Below are 17960 nucleotides of genomic sequence, written 5' to 3'. Positions count from 1 at the left end.
TTGTTCGATACCTGCTGTCTTGAATCGCCTGGGAGAGGCCCATGAAACTATTGGTTGTCGAAGACGAAGCGCTGTTGCGTCATCACCTGCAAACCCGTCTCACCGACAGCGGCCATGTGGTGCAGGCCGTGGCCAATGCCGAAGAGGCCTTGTATCAGGTCCGCGAGTTCAATCATGACCTGGCGGTGATCGACCTGGGCCTGCCGGGTATCAGCGGCCTGGAACTGATTCGCCGCCTGCGTTCCCAGGACAAGTCCTTCCCGATCCTGATCCTGACCGCCCGCGGCAACTGGCAGGACAAGGTCGAAGGCCTCGCCGCCGGGGCCGACGATTATGTGGTCAAGCCGTTCCAGTTCGAAGAGCTGGAGGCCCGGCTCAACGCCCTGCTGCGCCGCTCCAGCGGTTTCACCCAGTCGACCATCGTCGCCGGGCCATTGCTGCTCGACCTCAACCGCAAGCAGGCGTCCCTCGATGAAGAACCGCTGGCGCTGACGGCCTACGAATACCGCATCCTCGAATACCTGATGCGCCATCACCAGCAGGTCGTCGCCAAGGACCGCTTGATGGAGCAGCTGTACCCGGATGACGACGAGCGCGATCCCAATGTCATCGAAGTGTTGGTCGGCCGCTTGCGCCGCAAACTGGAAGCCCCGGCCGGCTTCAAGCCGATCGACACCGTGCGGGGCCTGGGTTACCTGTTCAACGAGCGCTGCCAGTGATTCGTTCCCTGCGGCTGCGCTTGATGCTGGCCGCCATGACCCTGGCGGTGTTGTTCATGCTGGCGTTGCTGCCGGCGATGCAAGGCGCGTTCAGCCTGGCGTTGCAGGAATCCATCGAGCAACGCCTGGCGTCGGATGTGACCACGCTGATTTCCGCCGCCCGGGTGGAAAACAATCGACTGAAGATGCCGGCGCAACTGCCCGACGAACGCTACAACCTCGCCGATGCCCGGCTGTTGGGCTACATCTATGATCGCGACGGACGCCTGGTCTGGCGTTCGAAGGCGACCCAGGAAGAGCGCATCAACTACGTGCCGCGCTACGACGGGCAGGGCAACCAGTTCGCGCGGATCCGCGAGGATAACGGCCAGGAGTTCTTCGTCTATGACGTCGAGGTCAAGTTGTTGGGCGGCCAGAGCGCGGCGTTCAGTATCGTTACCCTGCAGCCGGTGCGCGACTATGAGGTCACCTTGCAAGGACTGCGGGACAATCTTTACCTGGGGTTTGGCGCTGCCCTGGCGGTATTGCTGGCGCTGTTGTGGATCGGCCTGACCTGGGGGTTGCGCGCCTTGCGGCGCCTGAGCCAGGAGCTGGATGAAATCGAAGCAGGCACCCGCGAAAGCCTCAGCTCCGCCCACCCCCGCGAACTGTTGCGCCTGACCGGCTCCCTCAACCGCCTGTTGCACAGCGAGCGCGAGCAGCGCAGCCGTTATCGGGACTCCCTCGATGACCTGGCTCACAGCCTGAAGACCCCGCTGGCGGTGTTGCAAGGTGTCAGCGAAGACATGGCCCGGCGCCCCCAGGACCGTGGACAGGCGTGGGTGCTGCAAACCCAGATCGAACGCATGAGCCAGCAGATCGGCTATCAGTTGCAGCGCGCCAGCCTGCGTAAAAGCGGTCTGGTGCGGCACCAGGTGCCCTTGCGTCCAGTGCTGCAAAGCCTGTGCGACACCCTCGACAAGGTCTATCGCGACAAGCGCGTTCGGGTCGATTTCGATCTGCCTGAGCAGGGCCAGGTGCCGATCGAACAGGGCGCCCTCCTGGAGATGCTCGGCAATCTTTTGGAGAACGCTTATCGGCTATGCCTGGGGGAGGTTCGGGTCAGCATGCACCAGACCCTCGGCGGTACGGAGTTGAGCGTCGAGGACGACGGCCCGGGGGTGCCACCGGACCAGCGTGCGCGGATTCTCCAACGGGGCGAGCGATTGGATCGCCAGCATCCGGGGCAGGGAATCGGGTTGGCGGTGGTCAAGGACATCATCGAAAGCTACGGCGCGCGATTGACCCTGGGGGATTCGGAGTTAGGCGGCGCGGCGTTTCGGATTCTTTTTCCGGTGGTTTGAGTGGCGTTTCAGTGTGTCGCGAGCCCCTGTGGCGAGGGAGCTTGCTCCCGCTCGGTTGCGTAGCGACCGCAAAATCTTGGGGCTGCTTCGCCCGAAACGTCGGACCGCCCCAGCGGGAGCAAGCTCCCTCGCCACAGGGGCCGGTAGAGCACCTGTCTGCGCTCAGTTTTCCAACTCCCGATAAGCCCCCGGCGTCACCCCGGTCCACTTCTTGAACGCCCGATGAAACGCCGACGGCTCGGAGAATCCCAACTGTTCGGCAATCTGCTGCAACGACAGATCCGCCCGGCCCAAATGGTAGATGGCGATATCCCGCCGCAACTGATCCTTGAGCTCCTGAAAGCTGGTGCCTTCTTCGCGAAGGTGCCGGCGCAGCGTCTGGGCGCTGATGTGCAGGTGTGCGGCGACGGTGTCCAGGTCGGGCCAGCGCGCCGTGTCGCGGCTGAGGAGGCGGCGCAGTTGGCTGGTCAGGCTGTGGCCGTCGTCTGGGCGCGACAGCAGGTCGGCGGGGGAGCGTTCGAGAAAATGCTTGAGGGTTCGCTCGTCCTGCAGCAAGGGCATTTCCAGGTAGCGACCATGGAACAACAAGCTGCTGCGTCGGGCCTCGAAGACCAGCGGGCAAGGGAACAGCAGGTCGTATTCTGCGCCGTGGCTGGGCTTGGCGTAGCTGAAGGTGGCCTGTTCCAGGCCGATCCGTTGGCCGATCAGCCAACTGCCGAGGCGATGCCAGATGACCAGCAGGCTTTCCGCCAGGAAGTGATCAGGGTCGCGTAGCGTCGACTCGTCCAGGGTCAACCGTACCCGGTCGCCTTCGCTCTCCAGGATCAGGCTCGGCGCATCGGGAAACAGGCTGTAGAACAACAGGCCGCGTTGCAGGGCTTTGCCCAGGGTCCGACAATGGATCAACGTGTGACACATCATGGCAAACGTCCCCGGTTTACTCGGGGCGCTGCCGAATCCCAGGTATTCGTCCCCCAACGCCACCCACAGCGCCTGCAACAGGCGGGCGAACTGCTCGGGCGCGATGCGTGCCCGCGGCTCGTCGAGCAACTCCGGGCTGATGCCCAGCTGTTGCAGCAGCGACGAATAGTCAAAGCCTTGCCGGCGCGCGCCACCCAGGGCTGCGCGGGCGAAATGGCTGGCAATTGTGCGTTGGCGCATGAGGCATAGATCCGTCCGTTAGGCGGGCGATGGTAGCAGGACGTCTGCGCTGGACAAGGCGGATATCCGCCAAATCCAGGAGTGAGAAATGGAGTCTTGGCGGGAATCCGCCATCCTTCGCCACCTGTTTAATCGACGATGAATAAACAAAAACGTTATGGGACGCGGGTTGTAGGGCATTTCTTAAAAATGGCACGGGCCTTGCGATGTCCTGTGCAGGTCTGCCCCGTGCAGCCGACAAAACAAATCCCTCCAGTGCAGGAGGGTTCGCAATTGAGGTGTCGTGGACAACAGGTGGATGTTGTCACACGGGACTCTTGAGGAAGGTTTGCCATGACGACTCGTCAGCCCTTGTACAAATCCCTGTATTTCCAGGTAATCGTAGCCATTGCCATCGGCATTTTGCTCGGCCACTTCTACCCGCAGACGGGCGTTGCCCTCAAGCCGTTCGGTGACGGGTTCATCAAGTTGATCAAGATGGTCATCGCCCCGATCATCTTCTGTACCGTCGTCAGTGGTATCGGCGGCATGCAGAACATGAAGTCGGTCGGCAAGACCGGCGGCTACGCGCTGCTGTATTTTGAAATCGTCTCTACCATTGCCCTGCTGATCGGCCTGGTCGTGGTCAACGTCGTGCAACCGGGCAACGGCATGCACATCGACGTAACGACCCTGGACACCAGCAAGATCGCCGGCTTCATCAATGCCGGTAAAGACCAGAGCATCGTTGCCTTCATTCTCAACGTGATCCCTAACACTATCGTCGGCGCGTTCGCCAACGGTGACATCCTGCAAGTGCTGATGTTCTCGGTGCTCTTCGGTTTCGCCCTGCATCGCCTGGGTTCTTATGGCAAGCCGGTGCTGGACTTCATCGACCGTTTCGCCCACGTGATGTTCATCATCATCAACATGATCATGAAGCTGGCCCCGATCGGTGCGTTCGGCGCCATGGCCTTCACCATCGGCGCCTACGGTGTCGGTTCGCTGGTGCAACTGGGCCAGCTGATGATCTGCTTCTACATCACCTGCGTGGTCTTCGTGCTGGTGGTGCTGGGCGCCATCTGCCGCGCCCACGGCTTCAGCGTGGTCAAGCTGATCCGCTACATCCGTGAAGAACTGCTGATCGTGCTGGGTACCTCCTCCTCGGAATCGGCCCTGCCGCGCATGCTGATCAAGATGGAGCGCCTGGGTGCCAAGAAATCCGTGGTGGGTCTGGTGATCCCGACTGGCTACTCGTTCAACCTCGACGGTACTTCGATCTACCTGACCATGGCCGCGGTGTTCATCGCCCAGGCCACCGACACTCCAATGGACATCACGCATCAGATCACCCTGTTGCTGGTCCTGCTGCTGTCGTCCAAAGGCGCTGCCGGCGTGACCGGTAGTGGTTTCATCGTGCTGGCGGCGACCCTGTCGGCCGTGGGCCATCTGCCTGTGGCGGGCCTGGCGCTGATCCTGGGTATCGACCGCTTCATGTCCGAAGCCCGTGCCCTGACCAACCTGGTGGGCAACGCCGTTGCCACGATCGTGGTCGCCAAGTGGGTCAAGGAGCTGGACGAAGACCAGTTGCAGACCGAACTGGCCTCCGGTGGTCGCGGTATCTCCGACGTGCGTGAAGACGACGACGCGGTTGCAACGGCCGAAACCGCGCTGCCAACCAAGTAAGCTTCAGCCCGTAACAAGAAACCCGCTTCGGCGGGTTTTTTGTTGGGCCGTGCTTTCCGGGTGAAGTGCTTTTTGTGGCGAGGGAGCTTGCTCCCGCTGGGTTGCGGAGCGACCCCAGGATGTACCTGCCACTGAGGGGCTTCGTGTAATACGCAAGGGGCTGCTGCGCAGCCCAGCGGGAGCAAGCTCCCTCGCCACGACGGCCCTCTGGATTGAGCGGATTTGTCAGCCTAAACGACACGCTTGGTAATTGCCTCAACGCAAGCCCCTGCCTAGTCTTGGATGCACATCCGAAGCGGAGATTTTCCATGCAAGGCCCACTGGCATCGCTCAAGGTACTGGATTTCTCGACCCTGCTGCCGGGGCCGTTCGCCTCGCTGTTGCTGGCAGACATGGGCGCCGAGGTGCTGCGGATCGAGTCGCCGGACCGTCCGGATCTGTTGCGGATTCTGCCGCCCCATGACCAGGACGTCTCGGCCAGCCATGCCTACCTCAACCGCAACAAGCGCAGCCTGGCCCTGGACCTCAAGCAACCGGCGGCGCTGGAAATCATCAAGCGACTGTTGGACGACCATGACATCCTGCTCGAGCAGTTCCGTCCCGGCGTGATGGAGCGATTGGGGTTGGGGTATGAAGCCCTGAAGGCGATCAATCCGCGGCTGATCTATGTGTCGATTACCGGCTACGGCCAGACCGGCCCCTATCAGGCGCGTGCCGGTCATGACATCAACTACCTGGCATTGGCGGGTCTGGCGAGCCACACCGGGCGTGTCGGCAGCGGGCCGTTGCCGCTGGGGATGCAAGTGGCCGACATCGCCGGCGGCTCTTTGCACGGGGTGATCGGGCTGTTGGCCGCGGTGATTGCACGTCAGCAGACCGGGCAGGGGCAGCACTTGGACGTGAGCATGACCGATTGCGTCTTCAGCCTGAACGCACTGGCTGGCGCCGGTTACCTGGCCTGCGATATGACGCCTGGGTGGGAGAATCATGTGCTCAACGGCGGCAGCTTTTATGACTATTACCGTACACGCGACGGGCGATGGATGTCGGTGGGCAGCCTGGAGCCGGTCTTCATGCAGGCCCTTTGCGAGACGCTGGGGCGGCCGGAACTGGCGGTCCAGGGGCTATCGCCCAAGCTTGAACAGCAACAGGCCCTCAAACTGGCACTGCAAGCCGAGTTCGAGAAACACGACTTCGACGAGCTGTGCCGCTTGTTCGCGAGGGTCGACGCCTGCGTCGAGCCGGTGCTGAGCCTGGAGGAGGCCGTGGGGCATGCGCAATTGCAGGCTCGGGAATTGGTCAAGCAGGTGCCCCGAGAGGATGGTTCGACTCAGGCGCAGATGGCCTGTCCGTTGAAGTTTTCCGAAGGACTGCCCGAGCCTCGGCATATCGGCGCGAGGCTGGGAGCGCACACGGACCAGGTGTTGGGGGAGTTGGGGTTCAGTGAGGAGCGGATTGCCCGGCTGCGTGATGACAGGGTCGTTGTGTAGCGTCCTTTCTGGCCTCATCGCGAGCAGGCTCGCTCCCACTTGTGGACGCCGAAAATCCAGCGTGGGAGCGAGCCTGCTCGCGAAGGCGTCAGCCTGGACACTACAAAAAACAGCTACTCGACCCGCGTCTCCCCACTGAACACCAAAGTATTGCGGCAGCTACGGCACAAGTACCGCCGCCCCTGGCGCACCAGGCGGTGGCGTTGCGCCGTGAATGGGAAGTCGCTGCCGTCGCAAGGGCATTTGTAGATGTACCGGGTTGCGGTACGGCGTTTGATCTCGTAGGTGTGGCAACGGTTGGGTGGCAGTTCGTAGACCCCACGCATGATCAGTTGCCATTCCTCTCCATGGGCCTGGATACGGTCGCCAAACAGTTGGTGGGCGATCAGGTGCGCGACCTCATGGGCCACCGTCTGCTTGAGGAAATCCTCGGCGTTCTCCTGGTACAGCTGTGGATTGAAGCGCAGCAGATTTTCATGAAGGTGCGCGACACCGGCCTTTTGGCCGCGCAACTTGAGGCTGACCACCGGACGTTTGAAAGGACGTTTGAAAAAGGATTCAGCTTGTTGATAACACTCTTCGACGCGGGTATTGAGTTGCTCGAGCATGCTTTACGGGTCTCCAGAAAGCCGAGTATGCCGCAAGCGTTGGCCGTTGCGAATCGTTGAGGCGCCCAGCGGTCGTCCCAGGCAGAACCACGCACAGAGGAGGGCCGCCTTGCGGCGGCCTGTGGTGGCAGATCGATTTTGGTTGGAGAGCCTTAATCCTTCAATAATCCTTCAATTGGTATAGACCGGGCCCACGCCCAGCCCCCAGACAATCACCGTGAACGCCATGATTGCCACCAGCACCACCAAACCCACGGCCAGCACCGAACTGGAAAACAGGAAACCTTCGTCCTGAGGGATGTTCATGAAGGTCGGCAGCCCTACGTACAACAGGTAGACCGTGTAGCAGATCGCCGCGGTCCCGACGATCATCCCCAGCCACATGTGGGGATAGAGCGCCGCCAGGCCGCCGATGAACAGCGGTGTCGCGGTATAGGTGGCGAACGCGACGCAGCGAGCCAGGCTCGGGTTGGCGTCATAGGTGCGAGCCATCCAGTGGATGAACGCTCCCATCACCGCCACGCCGCCCAACATGGCCAGGTAAGACATGATGGTCATCCACAGGGCGCTTTCCTGGGTGAGCATGACCGGTGGACGATTGCCGATGACCCATCCTACCTGCGTGGTACCGATGAACGCCGATACCGCCGGGATGGCCGCCAGGATCAGCGTGTGGGTGAGGTACATGTGGCTGATGCTTTCCTCCTGATCGCCACGGATTTCCTTCCACTCTTGATCAGGGTGGGTAAAGAGCCCCACGACATGATGGATCATAGTCAGTCACTCCTTTGTTATTGCCATCGCCCCCCAACGGAGCGCCTACGGGCCAATTGGCCAGGTAAGTAAAGGTCTGTAAGTGTGTGCGACCTTATGCCGCAGTATAGGAAGGAGTGGCCCTCAAGGGGATGGGGCGCTTAGAGCAAATCGCGCTGTAGCCGGGAACGCTAATCGCCGTTAGGTCTGTGCGCAGGGTTGCGCAACCCGACGGGGATAAATCCCCTCGCCATAAAGGCACCTGTCGTCAGCCTTCGCCGACAGCCAGTTTTTTGCGTAAAATGCCGGCCTTTCGTCACACCTCACGGATTTCGCGTCATGGGCACTCTTACGGTCAATCAGAACAAACTGCAAAAGCGCCTGCGCCGCCTGGCCGGTGAGGCGGTCGCCGACTACAACATGATCGAGGACGGCGACAAGGTCATGGTCTGCCTGTCCGGCGGCAAGGACAGCTACACCTTGCTCGACGTGCTGATGCATTTACAGAAGGTTGCACCGATCAAGTTCGACATCGTCGCGGTCAACATGGACCAGAAGCAGCCTGGGTTCCCGGAACATGTGCTGCCGGCCTACCTCGAGTCGCTGGGCGTCGAATACCACATCGTCGAGAAAGACACCTATTCGGTGGTCAAGGAACTGATTCCCGAAGGCAAGACCACTTGTTCGCTGTGCTCACGCTTGCGCCGCGGAACGCTCTACACGTTCGCCGACGAGATTGGCGCGACCAAAATGGCCCTGGGTCACCACCGCGACGACATCGTCGAGACCTTTTTCCTCAACATGTTCTACAACGGCTCGCTCAAGGCCATGCCACCCAAGCTGCGGGCCGACGATGGGCGCAACGTGGTGATTCGCCCGTTGGCGTATTGCAACGAGAAGGACATCCAGGCCTATTCGGATTTCAAGCAATTCCCGATCATCCCGTGCAACCTGTGCGGCTCCCAGGAAAACCTGCAGCGCCAGGTGGTCAAGGAAATGCTCCAGGAATGGGAGCGCAAGACTCCGGGCCGTACCGAGAGCATTTTCCGCGGCTTGCAGAACGTCATCCCGTCGCAACTGGCGGACCGCAACCTGTTCGACTTCACCAACCTGCGCATCGACGAAAACGCCACGCCGCGGTTCGTCAATGTGGTGAACCTGTAGGTTGCCAACCGGTTTTATCCACGGCGCTTGCGAGCGCCGTTTCTTTTTCAATACCAGGAGAGGGCATGCGCGATTACAAGTGGCTGCACGAGTATTGTCTGAACCGCTTCGGTTCGGCGGCTGAACTGGAAGCCCACCTGCCTGTACCCAAGACCCCGGCGCAACTGCGCAAGATCAGCGACGACCGCTACCTCTCGACCATGGCCCTGCGGGTGTTTCGCGCCGGGCTCAAGCACAGCCTGGTGGACGCCAAGTGGCCGGCGTTTGAAGAGGTGTTCTTCAAATTTGATCCGGAGAAAGTCGTGCTGATGGGCGCCGAGCACCTGGAGCGGCTGATGCAGGACGCGCGGATCATCCGCCACCTGGGCAAGCTCAAGAGCGTGCCGCGCAACGCGCAGTTGATCCTGGACGTGGCCCACGAAAAGGGCAGCTTTGGGGCGCTGGTCGCCGACTGGCCTGTGACTGACATAGTGGGCCTGTGGACTTATCTGAAGAAACACGGCCATCAACTGGGCGGCCTGTCGGCACCGCGTTTCCTGAGGATGATGGGCAAGGACACATTCGTGCCCAGTTATGACGTGGTAGCGGCGCTCAATGCCCAAGACATCATCGACAAAGCCCCCACGAGCCTGCGGGATCTTGCGACGGTGCAGGCAGCTTTCAATCAGTGGCATGAAGAGAGTGGCGGGCGGCCGATGTCGCAGATTTCGATGATGCTGGCTTATACCGTGAATCATTGAGACCGGGTTGCGGCCATCGTCGGATCGCCGCCCGGAGCAGGCTCGCTTTCACAGGGGATTTTCAGCGTTTACAAGTCCACTGTGGGAGCGAGCCCTCCTCGCGAAGGCGGCGTATCAGGCGACGGCGATATCGCCTTCGCCAGCCAACCGCCGGTTCAACTGAAACCGCCAGCGTACGTACAGCAACGCCGAGCAGAACACCGCCACGCTCGCTGCCATTTCCAGCAAGCCGAACACATGCCGGTTCGGATCGTAGGCGGCCAGGGCGCCCTTGATGAAATACAGATTGACCACGAAACACATCCAGGAATGCCCGCGGGCGCTGCCGCTGAGCATGCCCGGCGCGAGGATCAGCAGGGGCACCAATTCGATCAGCAAGATCACCCACGGGCGCGCGCCGTGCAGGTCGGCGATGAGCAAGTAATACGCGCTGAGCAACCCCACCAAGCCGAAAAAGCACAGCAGGCTGACGGCGCGGGCGATGCGTACGCGTGGCTCCAGCCATTGGATGGGCGGCAGGATTTTCGGCTTCTTAGCCACGGCCGTTCTCCAGCAACAGGGCGGTTTTCGCCAGGCGCAATCCCAAGGCGCGGCACAAGGCAACTTCGTGTTCGTTCAAGCCGCTTTTGCCATCGGCGCCAGCATGGTGGCTCGGCCCGTAGGGCGTACCGCCGCCCTGGGTATCGATCAAGGCCGACTCGCTGTAAGGCAGGCCGGTGATCAGCATGCCGTGATGCAGCAGTGGCAGCATCATCGATAACAAGGTGGTTTCCTGGCCGCCATGCAGGCTCGCGGTGGAGGTAAACACGCCGGCCGGCTTGCCGACGAGGGCTCCGGTGAGCCAAAGGTTGCTGGTGCCGTCGAGGAAGTATTTCAGCGGCGCGGCCATGTTGCCGAAACGGGTCGGGCTGCCGAGGGCCAGGCCGGCGCAATTTTTCAGGTCATCGAGCGTGGCGTACAGCGGGCCTTGTTCCGGAATGTCCGGCGACACCGCCTCGCACTCGGCGGAGATCGCCGGCACCGTACGCAACCTCGCTTCCAGGCCGGCCTGCTCGACGCCCCGGGCAATCTGCCGGGCCATTTCGTTGGTAGAGCCGCTGCGGCTGTAATACAACACCAGGATGTACGGCGCGCTCACGGCAGGATCTCCAGAATCTTTTCCGGCGGACGGCCGATCACGGCTCTGTCGCCGGCTTCGAGGATCGGCCGTTCCATGAGCTTTGGATGGGCGACGATGGCAGCGATCAGATCGTTCTCGCCCAGGTTCTCGTTGGCCAGGTCCAGCGCCTTGTACTCGTCCTCGCCGGTGCGCAGCAATTGCCGCGCGCTGATGCCAAGCTTGCCCAGCAAGGCCTTGAGCTGCTCGGCGTCGAGCGGGGTTTCAAGATAACGGATGACGGTGGGCGTCAGGCCTCGGGCCTCCAACAGTTCCAGCGCACCGCGGGATTTGGAGCAGCGCGGGTTGTGATAAAGCGTCAGATCAGTCATGAGCAGGTCGCATCTTGCGTAAGGTGGCGGCTATTCTACTGTGCAGCGCGGCGCCTAGCACGTGATGGGCGGCCAGCGTTCACATTTCAGACAAGGATTGGCACATGACAAGGCGATTGGCGGCGGCACTGGCTTTTTTCGGCATTCTATTGCTCGCCGGCTGTGGAAACGATTATGGGGTGGACCAGAACGGCCAGCCGATCGCTTCGAAGCGGTTGGACAAACAATGGGTGGTGCTCAATTACTGGGCCGAATGGTGCGCACCCTGCCGCACTGAAATTCCGGAATTCAACGCGCTCGCCGAGCAGCTAAAGGGTCGAAACGTGGGCGTGTTCGGTGTCAACTTCGATCAGGTACAGGGTGAAGAGCTCAGGAGCGCCAGCGAAAAAATGGGGATTCGCTTCAGCGTATTGGCCCAGGACCCGGCCGAATTCTTCGATATCCCTCGCAGCGAAGGATTGCCGGTGACCTACATCATCGATAACCAGGGCAAGGTGCGTGAGCAATTGCTTGGGGAGCAGACGGCGGCGGCGGTGATGGCGAAGCTGGAAGCGTTGCAGGCGCTGAAATAGCGGGGTTCAGTGGCGAGGGAGCAAGTCTCTCGCCAGTGCCTGGTCAGGCAAGGCCTCAGCCTTCCTCCAACCACCAGCGCAGCGGCTTGCCCTGGGCGGGCCAGAAACGCATCTGTTCGATGGGGGAAACATCCCAGCGTTCGACTTTCTGTAGCGCCTGCAAGAATCGCGTCTCCTGCTCCATCACTGCCGGGGGGCAGAGTTTGCGGGTGCTGCCGATCTTGCCGAAACTCAGCCGGTCGCCTTCCAGGGTGTAGGGCGCAAACCAATGGTTGCAGCCGGCATTGCCATAGGCCCGGCCATCATCGCCGAGGGTGATGGTCAGGTGGCTGTAGTCCATCAATGGCCGCTCACCGATCCATTCAAGAATATAGCTGCGGTTTTGCTGTAGCTGCACCGGATCGGCGGCGCAACCCATCAGGCCCGCGCCGACCAGCGTGGCCAGGAACAGGCGTTTCATCAAGCGGCTTCCTGGCATTGGGGGCACAGATGCTTCTCGCCGACCGTCTGCCAGCCCAGCTCGGCAATGCGCGCGGTGGCGGCCGGTTTCTGGGCCTTGGTGCCGAGCTTGGCATCGACGGCGAATTCGAAGCTCAGTTCCTTGGTGCAGCGGTCGCAATTGACCTGCCAGGTGTGGATCGCCAGTTCGCCGAATACCGGGCCGGTAGTCATGGCGGTCCACTGGCCCATTGGCTTGAGCAGATGGCGAACAGTGTCCACGGTCAGGCGCATGGACAGGTCCTTGCTGCCCTTGAGGGTCACGAGCAATACGTCGTTGGCCTGGATCGAACCGCCATTGCCAGTGACCTGGTAACGGCCTGGCGCCAGGGCGCGGACCTCGGTCAAGGTGTGCTGCGGGTTCATCAGGGTGTAGCGAAAATCGTGTTCGGCCATGGGTCCTCCAAATAGGCGCGACATGCTAGCACGGGGCATGGCTGGGGCATGGACTCGATGAAAGGTTGGCCGACGAAACTCCATTCACTCTGGGAGCGAGTCAGCTATCTATCAGGTTCTGCGGCGCGCCGGCGGCCCAGGCTGCGATGTTATCCAGTGTGGTCGTGGCGATGGCGGCCAACGCTTCGTGGGTCAGGCACTGATGCGAGCCTCGCTGGCCAGGCGATTGATGGCCAGCTCCAGGTCTTCCAGGGCCGCCGCGGCCTTCGGATCCTTCTGCTTGAGCAGGGTTTCGCTGCGCTGGCAGGCCGCGCGCAGTTGCGGTACGCCGCAGTAGCGCGTGGCACCGTGCAGGCGGTGGACCCGCTCGATCAGGGCGTTGTGATCGTTGGCTTCGCTGGCCTGGCGAATCGCCTCCCGGTCGGCTTCGAGGGATGCCAGCAGCATCGCCAGCATATCCGCCGCCAAGTCGGCCTTGCCGGCGGCCAGGCGCAGGCCTTCTTCATGATCGAGCACCAGCAGCTCACCGCTGCGATGGGCGTCCGCGCCCCGGTCCGGCACCTGGTTGCGCAAGGCCAGGCCGGTCCATTTGAGCACGACCTGGGCCAGCTGCCGCTCGCTGATGGGCTTGGTCAGGTAGTCATCCATGCCGCTTTGCAGCAGGGCGCGTTTTTCGTTGGCCATGGCGTGGGCAGTGAGGGCAACGATCGGCAGCGGTGTGCAATGCCGCTCACTTTCCCATTGGCGGATCGCCTCGGTGCTCTGGCGACCGTCCATGCCGGGCATCTGCACATCCATCAGGACCAGGTCGAAGGTTTCCTGTTGCACCGCCTCGACCGCGGCGTACCCGCTTTCCACCGCCAGCACCCGGGCGCCCAGGTCCTCCAGCAGGGTTTGCACCAACAGCAGGTTCGCCGGGTTGTCGTCCACGCACAGCACTTTTGGCGCTCGGCTGGCCACCGGTTCATTGGGTTCGTTGCGCGTTGGGCGGGGGTTGACCAGGTCGGAAAGCGACCGCCGCAACTTACGCGTGCAGGCCGGCTTGGCCTGCAATTGGCTGTGGGGGTTCGGGACGGAGAGGTGGTACAGCGTTTGTTCGGTGGTAGGGCACAGCACGAGGACTTTGCAGCCCAGGTGTTCCAAGTCCCAGATGTGCTGGTTCAAGCGCTCGGGTGGCATGTCGTTGCTGGTGATGCCGAGCACCGCCAGGTCGATGGCCTGTTCGGTCTGGTGAGCAACCGTGACTCCGTTGGTCAGGTTCTCCAGCGTGTTGAACGGCGTGACTTGCAGGCCACAGTCTTCGAGCTGGTGCTGCAAAGCCTGGCGCGCCAACTCGTGATTTTCCAGGACGGCCACCCGCCGGCCCAGCAACGGCGGGCCGGGGAGATCCTCGGCGTCATCGCGGGTCTTGGGCAGGCGCAGGCTGATCCAGAACTCCGAGCCTTCGCCTGGCGTGCTGTCCACGCCGATCTCGCCGCCCATCTGTTCCACCAGCCGCTTGGAAATCACCAGGCCCAGCCCGGTGCCGCCGGGTTGCCGGGACAAGGAGTTGTCGGCCTGGCTGAACGCCTGGAACAACGCGCGAACGTCCTGGCTGGACAGGCCGATACCGGTGTCCTGGATGCTGATGCGCAGCTGCACGCTGTCTTCGTGCTCGTCTTCGAGCATCGCGCGGGCGACGATGGTGCCTTCCCGGGTGAACTTGATGGCGTTGCTCACCAGATTGGTGAGGATCTGCTTGAGACGCAGCGGGTCGCCCACCAGCGACAGCGGCGTGTCCCGGTAGACCAGGCTCACCAATTCCAATTGCTTGGCATGGGCGGCGGGGGCGAGGATGGTCAGGGTGTCCTGCAACAGGTCCCGCAAGTTGAACGGGATGCTGTCGAGCACCAGCTTGCCGGCCTCGATCTTCGAGAAGTCGAGGATTTCGTTGATGATGCCCAGCAGGCTGTCGGCGGATTTTTCGATGGTGCCCAGGTAGTCGAGCTGGCGCGGGGTCAGTTCGCTTTTCTGCAATAGATGGGTGAAACCCAGGATGCCGTTGAGCGGCGTGCGAATCTCATGGCTCATGTTCGCCAGGAACTCGGATTTGATCCGGCTCGCTTCCAGGGCTTCCTTGCGGGCCAGGTCCAGCTCGATGTTCTGGATCTCGATGGTTTCCAGGTTCTGGCGCACGTCTTCGGTGGCCTGGTCGATGCTGTGTTGCAATTCCTCCTGGGCGTTCTGCAAGGTCCCGGCCATGCGATTGATGCCCGACGCCAATTCATCCAGCTCTTGACTGCCCAGCGGTGGCAGGCGGGTTTCCAGGTGCCCATCCTTGAGCTGCGCCACGGCCTGCTTGATCTGGCTCAGCGGACGGTTGATGGTGCGGCCCATGCGCAAGGCCAATAGCCCGGTGCATCCCAGCCCGGCGGCGATCAGAAGCAGGCTGGCGAACAGGCTGCGGTAACCGCGCAGCAACATGCCGCTGTGGGACAACTCCAGCTCGACCCAGCCCAGCAGGCGGTCGGCCTCTTCGGGGATCAGTTCGCCGGCCAGGTTGCGGTGCTTGCCGAACACCGGCAGCAGGTAGCGGGTGGCGTCGTTGCCGGTGCGTTGCAGCAGTTGACTGCTGTTGCCTTCCGGTGCCCGGTTGAGCATGGTCGGGCCGGCGTGGGCCAGCGGAGCGCGGTCGGGGGCCAGGAAGGTCACGGCCCGGACATCGGCTTGCTCGAGGGACTGGGTGGCGATGCGCTCCAGCAGTTCGGTGTCTTGGCGGCTAAGGGCGGGGGCGACCAGCGGCGCCAGCTGTTCGGCGATCATTTCGCCCCTTTGCAGCAGTTGGGCATGCAGGTCCGATTGCTGCATCCAGGTGAAATAGCCGCCCAGAACCAGCGCCATCAGGCTGGTTGGCAACAGGGTCAGCAACAGCACACGGCCTTTGATTCCCAGTTTCTTGAGCACACCTTGTCTCCTGCATCCAGCGGTCTGATTGAGCTTTGCGCGCATCCGGCACGCAACACCTGCGCAGTGTAGCGATTTGCAGGCGAGCCTTCTCCGTAAAATTCATGTCGCCGTGCATCCGCGTCGCTGCCAGGATTGAGCGGGGCGATACGCGGCGGTTGCCTGTAGGGAAGCGATCTTGAATAATTGCTCAACTGAGAATTATTTGCAGAAACTGATGAGCCCCCACGCCGCCGTGCCGCCCCGTATCCTTTCCATAGAAGACGACCCCGTACTGGGTGCTTATGTTCATGAGCATCTGGGCCGCAGCGGGTTCGACGTCACTTGGTGCCAGAACGGCCAGGAAGGCCTGGATATCGCCTGCCGGCAGGCTTTTGACGTCGTGTTGATGGACATCCTGCTGCCCGGCCTGGACGGTCTCGCGGTGTTGACGCATTTGCGCAAGCGCCAGGCGACGCCGGTGTTGCTGATGTCCGCGCTGGGCGCCGAAGCGGATCGCATCAGTGGCTTTCGCCTTGGTGCTGACGACTACTTGCCCAAGCCCTTCAGCATGGTGGAGCTACGGGTGCGCATCGAGGCCATCCTGCGGCGCGTCGCGCTGGACCGACGTCCGGCCCAGGTGGCGATCCTGCGCCAGAGCCAGGATCTGGGTTTCGACGAAGAGCGCAGCGATGTGCAGGTCCAGGGACAATGGGCGGGGTTGACGCGCAGCGAATATCGCTTGCTGGACGTGCTGCACCGCAGCGGCGAAGAAGTGTTGAGCAAGGCCTTCCTGTACCAGCACGTGTTACAGCGCGGTTACGCCCCCCACGATCGCAGCCTGGACATGCATGTCAGCCAGATACGCCGCAAGCTCAAGGCCATCGGCTATACCCAGCGCGAATTGCGCACGGTGTGGGGCAAAGGCTATGTCTTGAGTGTTGTCGATGAAATGGTCTGACCTGCCCGGCAGGCACTCGCTGTTCTGGAAGCTGGCATGCCTGCTGGTAGCGTTCTGCTTGCTGATGATCTGGCTGAGCTGGTCCTGGGGGCGCTACATGGAAGTGCGCAATCAGTTCCTGTCGGACGAAGCCCGCGGCACCCTCACGCGTTACGCCGCCGAAGCTGAGCAGGCGTGGCTGACCGATGGAAGCGCGGGCGTCGATCAATGGGTCTACGCTATGCAATATCGTGAAGCGAGCTGGGTAGGGGTCATTGGCGGTGACTTGCAGTCACTGAGCGAACACCCGCTCACGGACAGGGAAATCGAGCGCCTCACCTTTCTGCGCGGCCTCGATTGGCCCATCCACAAAAAGGGACGGCCGTGGTTGCGGGTGCCTTTCCCAGAGAATCCATCCATCGGCAGCCTGGTGATCGAACTGCCCGAGCGTTTCCTGCCGGGACGTTATCGAGTGTTCTGGCGCGTGATCACCAACGGTGTCATTCCTGGGCTGTTTACCCTGCTGCTGTGTGTCGGGCTGTATCGCTTGCTGGTGGTGCCGCTCAATCAGCTGCGCGAACAGGCCAATGTCTGGCGCGCCGATCAGTTGAACGTGCGCCTGCCTGCCCGTACCACCGATCGAGCCGACGAACTGGGCGAACTGGGCCGCGCTTTCGATCAAATGTCCGAACGCCTGCAGTCCACCGTCGCCTTGCAACAGCAACTGCTGCGAGACCTGTCCCATGAATTGCGCACGCCCTTGAGTCGCTTGCAGGTGGCGGGCGACAGTGAGCAGGACCTGATTCGCCTGCGCGAGCGCGTCGCCCGGGAAGTCGACTGCATGCAGGGGCTGGTCGAAGACACCTTGCAACTGGCCTGGCTCGATACCGACCGGGCGCCGTTGCCCGCCGAGGCGATCCAGGTCCAGGCGCTGTGGGAAATGCTCACCGAAAACGCCTGCTACGAAACCGGCTGGCCGGCGAGCCAGTTGCAATGCGCCGTCGACGCCAGCTGCTGGGTGCAAGGCAACCTCAATACTTTGGCTCAGGCCTTGGAAAACATCCTGCGTAACGCTATTCGCCATTCACCGCCCGGCGGCATTGTGCGCCTGGATGGTCGGCGTGAGGATGGGTTCTGGTTGCTGTGGCTGGAAGATGAAGGCGGCGGCGTGGCCGAGCAGGATCTCAACCGCATCTTCGATCCGTTCATCCGCCTGGATGGCTCCCGGCCAGGGAACGGCGGGTTTGGATTGGGGTTGAGCATCGCTCGCAACGCGGTGGAGCGCCAAGGCGGGCGGGTGTGGGCGCACAATGGCGTGAAAGGGTTGCGCTTGAATCTGCGGCTGCTGGCCGTTGAGCCGCACACCGCCGACGTGGCGAGAGAGCTTGTTCCCGCTGGGGCGCGAAGTGGCCCCTTACAAACGGCTTGAAATACCGCGAAGTCCCGATTGGGGCGGCTTTGCCACTCAGCGGGAGCAAGCTCCCTCGCCACGGGACTGCAC

18 protein-coding genes and 1 pseudogene are annotated in these 17960 nt (G+C 62.1%); 9 read left to right on the top strand and 10 right to left on the bottom strand.

Annotation, left to right across the window (positions count from 1 at the left end; translation table 11 throughout):
* The first annotated feature begins 41 nt into the window (after positions 1–41).
* A complete protein-coding gene (locus tag J3P81_RS18410; RefSeq protein ID WP_434560215.1) occupies positions 42–719 on the top strand; it encodes a response regulator in 678 nt (225 codons plus the stop codon).
* A complete protein-coding gene (locus J3P81_RS18405) occupies positions 716–2062 on the top strand; it encodes an ATP-binding protein (protein WP_434560213.1) in 1347 nt (448 codons plus the stop codon). The genes J3P81_RS18410 and J3P81_RS18405 overlap by 4 nt, the downstream gene beginning before the upstream one ends.
* A gap of 162 nt (positions 2063–2224) precedes the next feature.
* Here the strand turns inward: J3P81_RS18405 and J3P81_RS18400 are convergent, their stop codons facing one another.
* Positions 2225–3223, bottom strand: a complete 999-nt coding sequence (locus tag J3P81_RS18400; RefSeq protein WP_420767471.1) for an AraC family transcriptional regulator — start codon at positions 3221–3223, stop codon at positions 2225–2227.
* Between the two features lie 333 nt (positions 3224–3556).
* Between J3P81_RS18400 and J3P81_RS18395 the strand changes: the two genes are divergently transcribed.
* Both J3P81_RS18395 and J3P81_RS18390 read left to right on the top strand, forming a co-directional pair.
* Positions 3557–4888, top strand: coding sequence for a dicarboxylate/amino acid:cation symporter (locus J3P81_RS18395; RefSeq protein WP_420767470.1), 1332 nt, complete (start codon positions 3557–3559; stop codon positions 4886–4888).
* Positions 4889–5196: 308 nt separating this feature from the next.
* Positions 5197–6378: a CaiB/BaiF CoA transferase family protein gene (locus tag J3P81_RS18390; RefSeq protein ID WP_434560211.1), complete on the top strand. Its 1182-nt coding sequence runs from the start codon at positions 5197–5199 to the stop codon at positions 6376–6378.
* A gap of 113 nt (positions 6379–6491) precedes the next feature.
* On the opposite strand, the gene J3P81_RS18385 is transcribed toward J3P81_RS18390, so the two are convergent.
* Both J3P81_RS18385 and J3P81_RS18380 read right to left on the bottom strand, forming a co-directional pair.
* Positions 6492–6986 carry a SprT family zinc-dependent metalloprotease gene (locus J3P81_RS18385; RefSeq protein WP_030142420.1) on the bottom strand — a complete coding sequence of 165 codons (495 nt, stop codon included), beginning with the start codon at positions 6984–6986 and terminating at the stop codon, positions 6492–6494.
* 171 nt (positions 6987–7157) lie between these two features.
* Positions 7158–7760, bottom strand: a complete 603-nt coding sequence (locus J3P81_RS18380) for a Yip1 family protein (RefSeq protein WP_039591896.1) — start codon at positions 7758–7760, stop codon at positions 7158–7160.
* Between the two features lie 318 nt (positions 7761–8078).
* Here J3P81_RS18380 and ttcA point away from each other — a divergent pair, with 318 nt between their 5' ends.
* Both ttcA and J3P81_RS18370 read left to right on the top strand, forming a co-directional pair.
* The gene (gene ttcA / locus J3P81_RS18375; RefSeq protein ID WP_030142418.1) at positions 8079–8903 is read left to right on the top strand and encodes a tRNA 2-thiocytidine(32) synthetase TtcA; all 825 of its coding nucleotides are present in this window, start codon (positions 8079–8081) and stop codon (positions 8901–8903) included.
* A 65-nt stretch (positions 8904–8968) separates the two neighbouring features.
* Positions 8969–9643, top strand: coding sequence for a DNA-3-methyladenine glycosylase I (locus J3P81_RS18370; RefSeq protein ID WP_420767466.1), 675 nt, complete (start codon positions 8969–8971; stop codon positions 9641–9643).
* A gap of 114 nt (positions 9644–9757) precedes the next feature.
* Here the strand turns inward: J3P81_RS18370 and J3P81_RS18365 are convergent, their stop codons facing one another.
* The 3 genes from J3P81_RS18365 to arsC are packed head-to-tail and all read right to left on the bottom strand — an operon-like array spanning position 9758 to position 11131.
* Complete coding sequence (locus J3P81_RS18365; protein ID WP_434560209.1) at positions 9758–10183, bottom strand: DUF2069 domain-containing protein; 426 nt, start codon at positions 10181–10183, stop codon at positions 9758–9760.
* A complete protein-coding gene (wrbA, locus tag J3P81_RS18360; protein ID WP_434560207.1) occupies positions 10176–10781 on the bottom strand; it encodes an NAD(P)H:quinone oxidoreductase in 606 nt (201 codons plus the stop codon). The genes J3P81_RS18365 and wrbA overlap by 8 nt, the downstream gene beginning before the upstream one ends.
* Positions 10778–11131, bottom strand: a complete 354-nt coding sequence (arsC, locus tag J3P81_RS18355) for an arsenate reductase (glutaredoxin) (protein ID WP_420767463.1) — start codon at positions 11129–11131, stop codon at positions 10778–10780. The genes wrbA and arsC overlap by 4 nt, the downstream gene beginning before the upstream one ends.
* A gap of 104 nt (positions 11132–11235) precedes the next feature.
* On the opposite strand from arsC, the gene J3P81_RS18350 reads away from it, so the two are divergent.
* Positions 11236–11703: a TlpA family protein disulfide reductase gene (locus tag J3P81_RS18350; RefSeq protein ID WP_434560205.1), complete on the top strand. Its 468-nt coding sequence runs from the start codon at positions 11236–11238 to the stop codon at positions 11701–11703.
* A 55-nt stretch (positions 11704–11758) separates the two neighbouring features.
* On the opposite strand, the gene J3P81_RS18345 is transcribed toward J3P81_RS18350, so the two are convergent.
* From J3P81_RS18345 to J3P81_RS18330, 4 genes and pseudogenes are all read right to left on the bottom strand, one after another.
* A complete protein-coding gene (locus J3P81_RS18345) occupies positions 11759–12163 on the bottom strand; it encodes an META domain-containing protein (RefSeq protein ID WP_420767461.1) in 405 nt (134 codons plus the stop codon).
* Positions 12163–12597: a hypothetical protein gene (locus J3P81_RS18340; protein WP_420767460.1), complete on the bottom strand. Its 435-nt coding sequence runs from the start codon at positions 12595–12597 to the stop codon at positions 12163–12165. Before J3P81_RS18340 ends, J3P81_RS18345 begins: the two co-directional genes overlap by 1 nt.
* 100 nt (positions 12598–12697) lie before the next feature.
* A pseudogene (locus tag J3P81_RS18335) lies at positions 12698–12805 on the bottom strand (2-hydroxyacid dehydrogenase); the annotation flags it as partial.
* On the bottom strand, positions 12790–15540 hold the full coding sequence (locus J3P81_RS18330) for a response regulator (protein WP_434560203.1): 2751 nt from the start codon (positions 15538–15540) through the stop codon (positions 12790–12792). The pseudogene J3P81_RS18335 and the gene J3P81_RS18330, both read right to left, overlap by 16 nt.
* A 217-nt stretch (positions 15541–15757) precedes the next feature.
* Between J3P81_RS18330 and J3P81_RS18325 the strand changes: the two genes are divergently transcribed.
* Positions 15758–16480, top strand: a complete 723-nt coding sequence (locus tag J3P81_RS18325; RefSeq protein ID WP_434564136.1) for a response regulator transcription factor — start codon at positions 15758–15760, stop codon at positions 16478–16480.
* On the top strand, positions 16467–17888 hold the full coding sequence (locus J3P81_RS18320; protein WP_434560201.1) for a histidine kinase sensor domain-containing protein: 1422 nt from the start codon (positions 16467–16469) through the stop codon (positions 17886–17888). The genes J3P81_RS18325 and J3P81_RS18320 overlap by 14 nt, the downstream gene beginning before the upstream one ends.
* The last annotated feature ends 72 nt before the right edge of the window (positions 17889–17960 follow it).

The sequence above is a fragment of the Pseudomonas sp. R1-6 genome, assembly GCF_051132115.1.
In the GTDB taxonomy this organism is placed as follows: domain Bacteria; phylum Pseudomonadota; class Gammaproteobacteria; order Pseudomonadales; family Pseudomonadaceae; genus Aquipseudomonas.
This window is presented reverse-complemented; position numbering and strand designations above follow the sequence as displayed.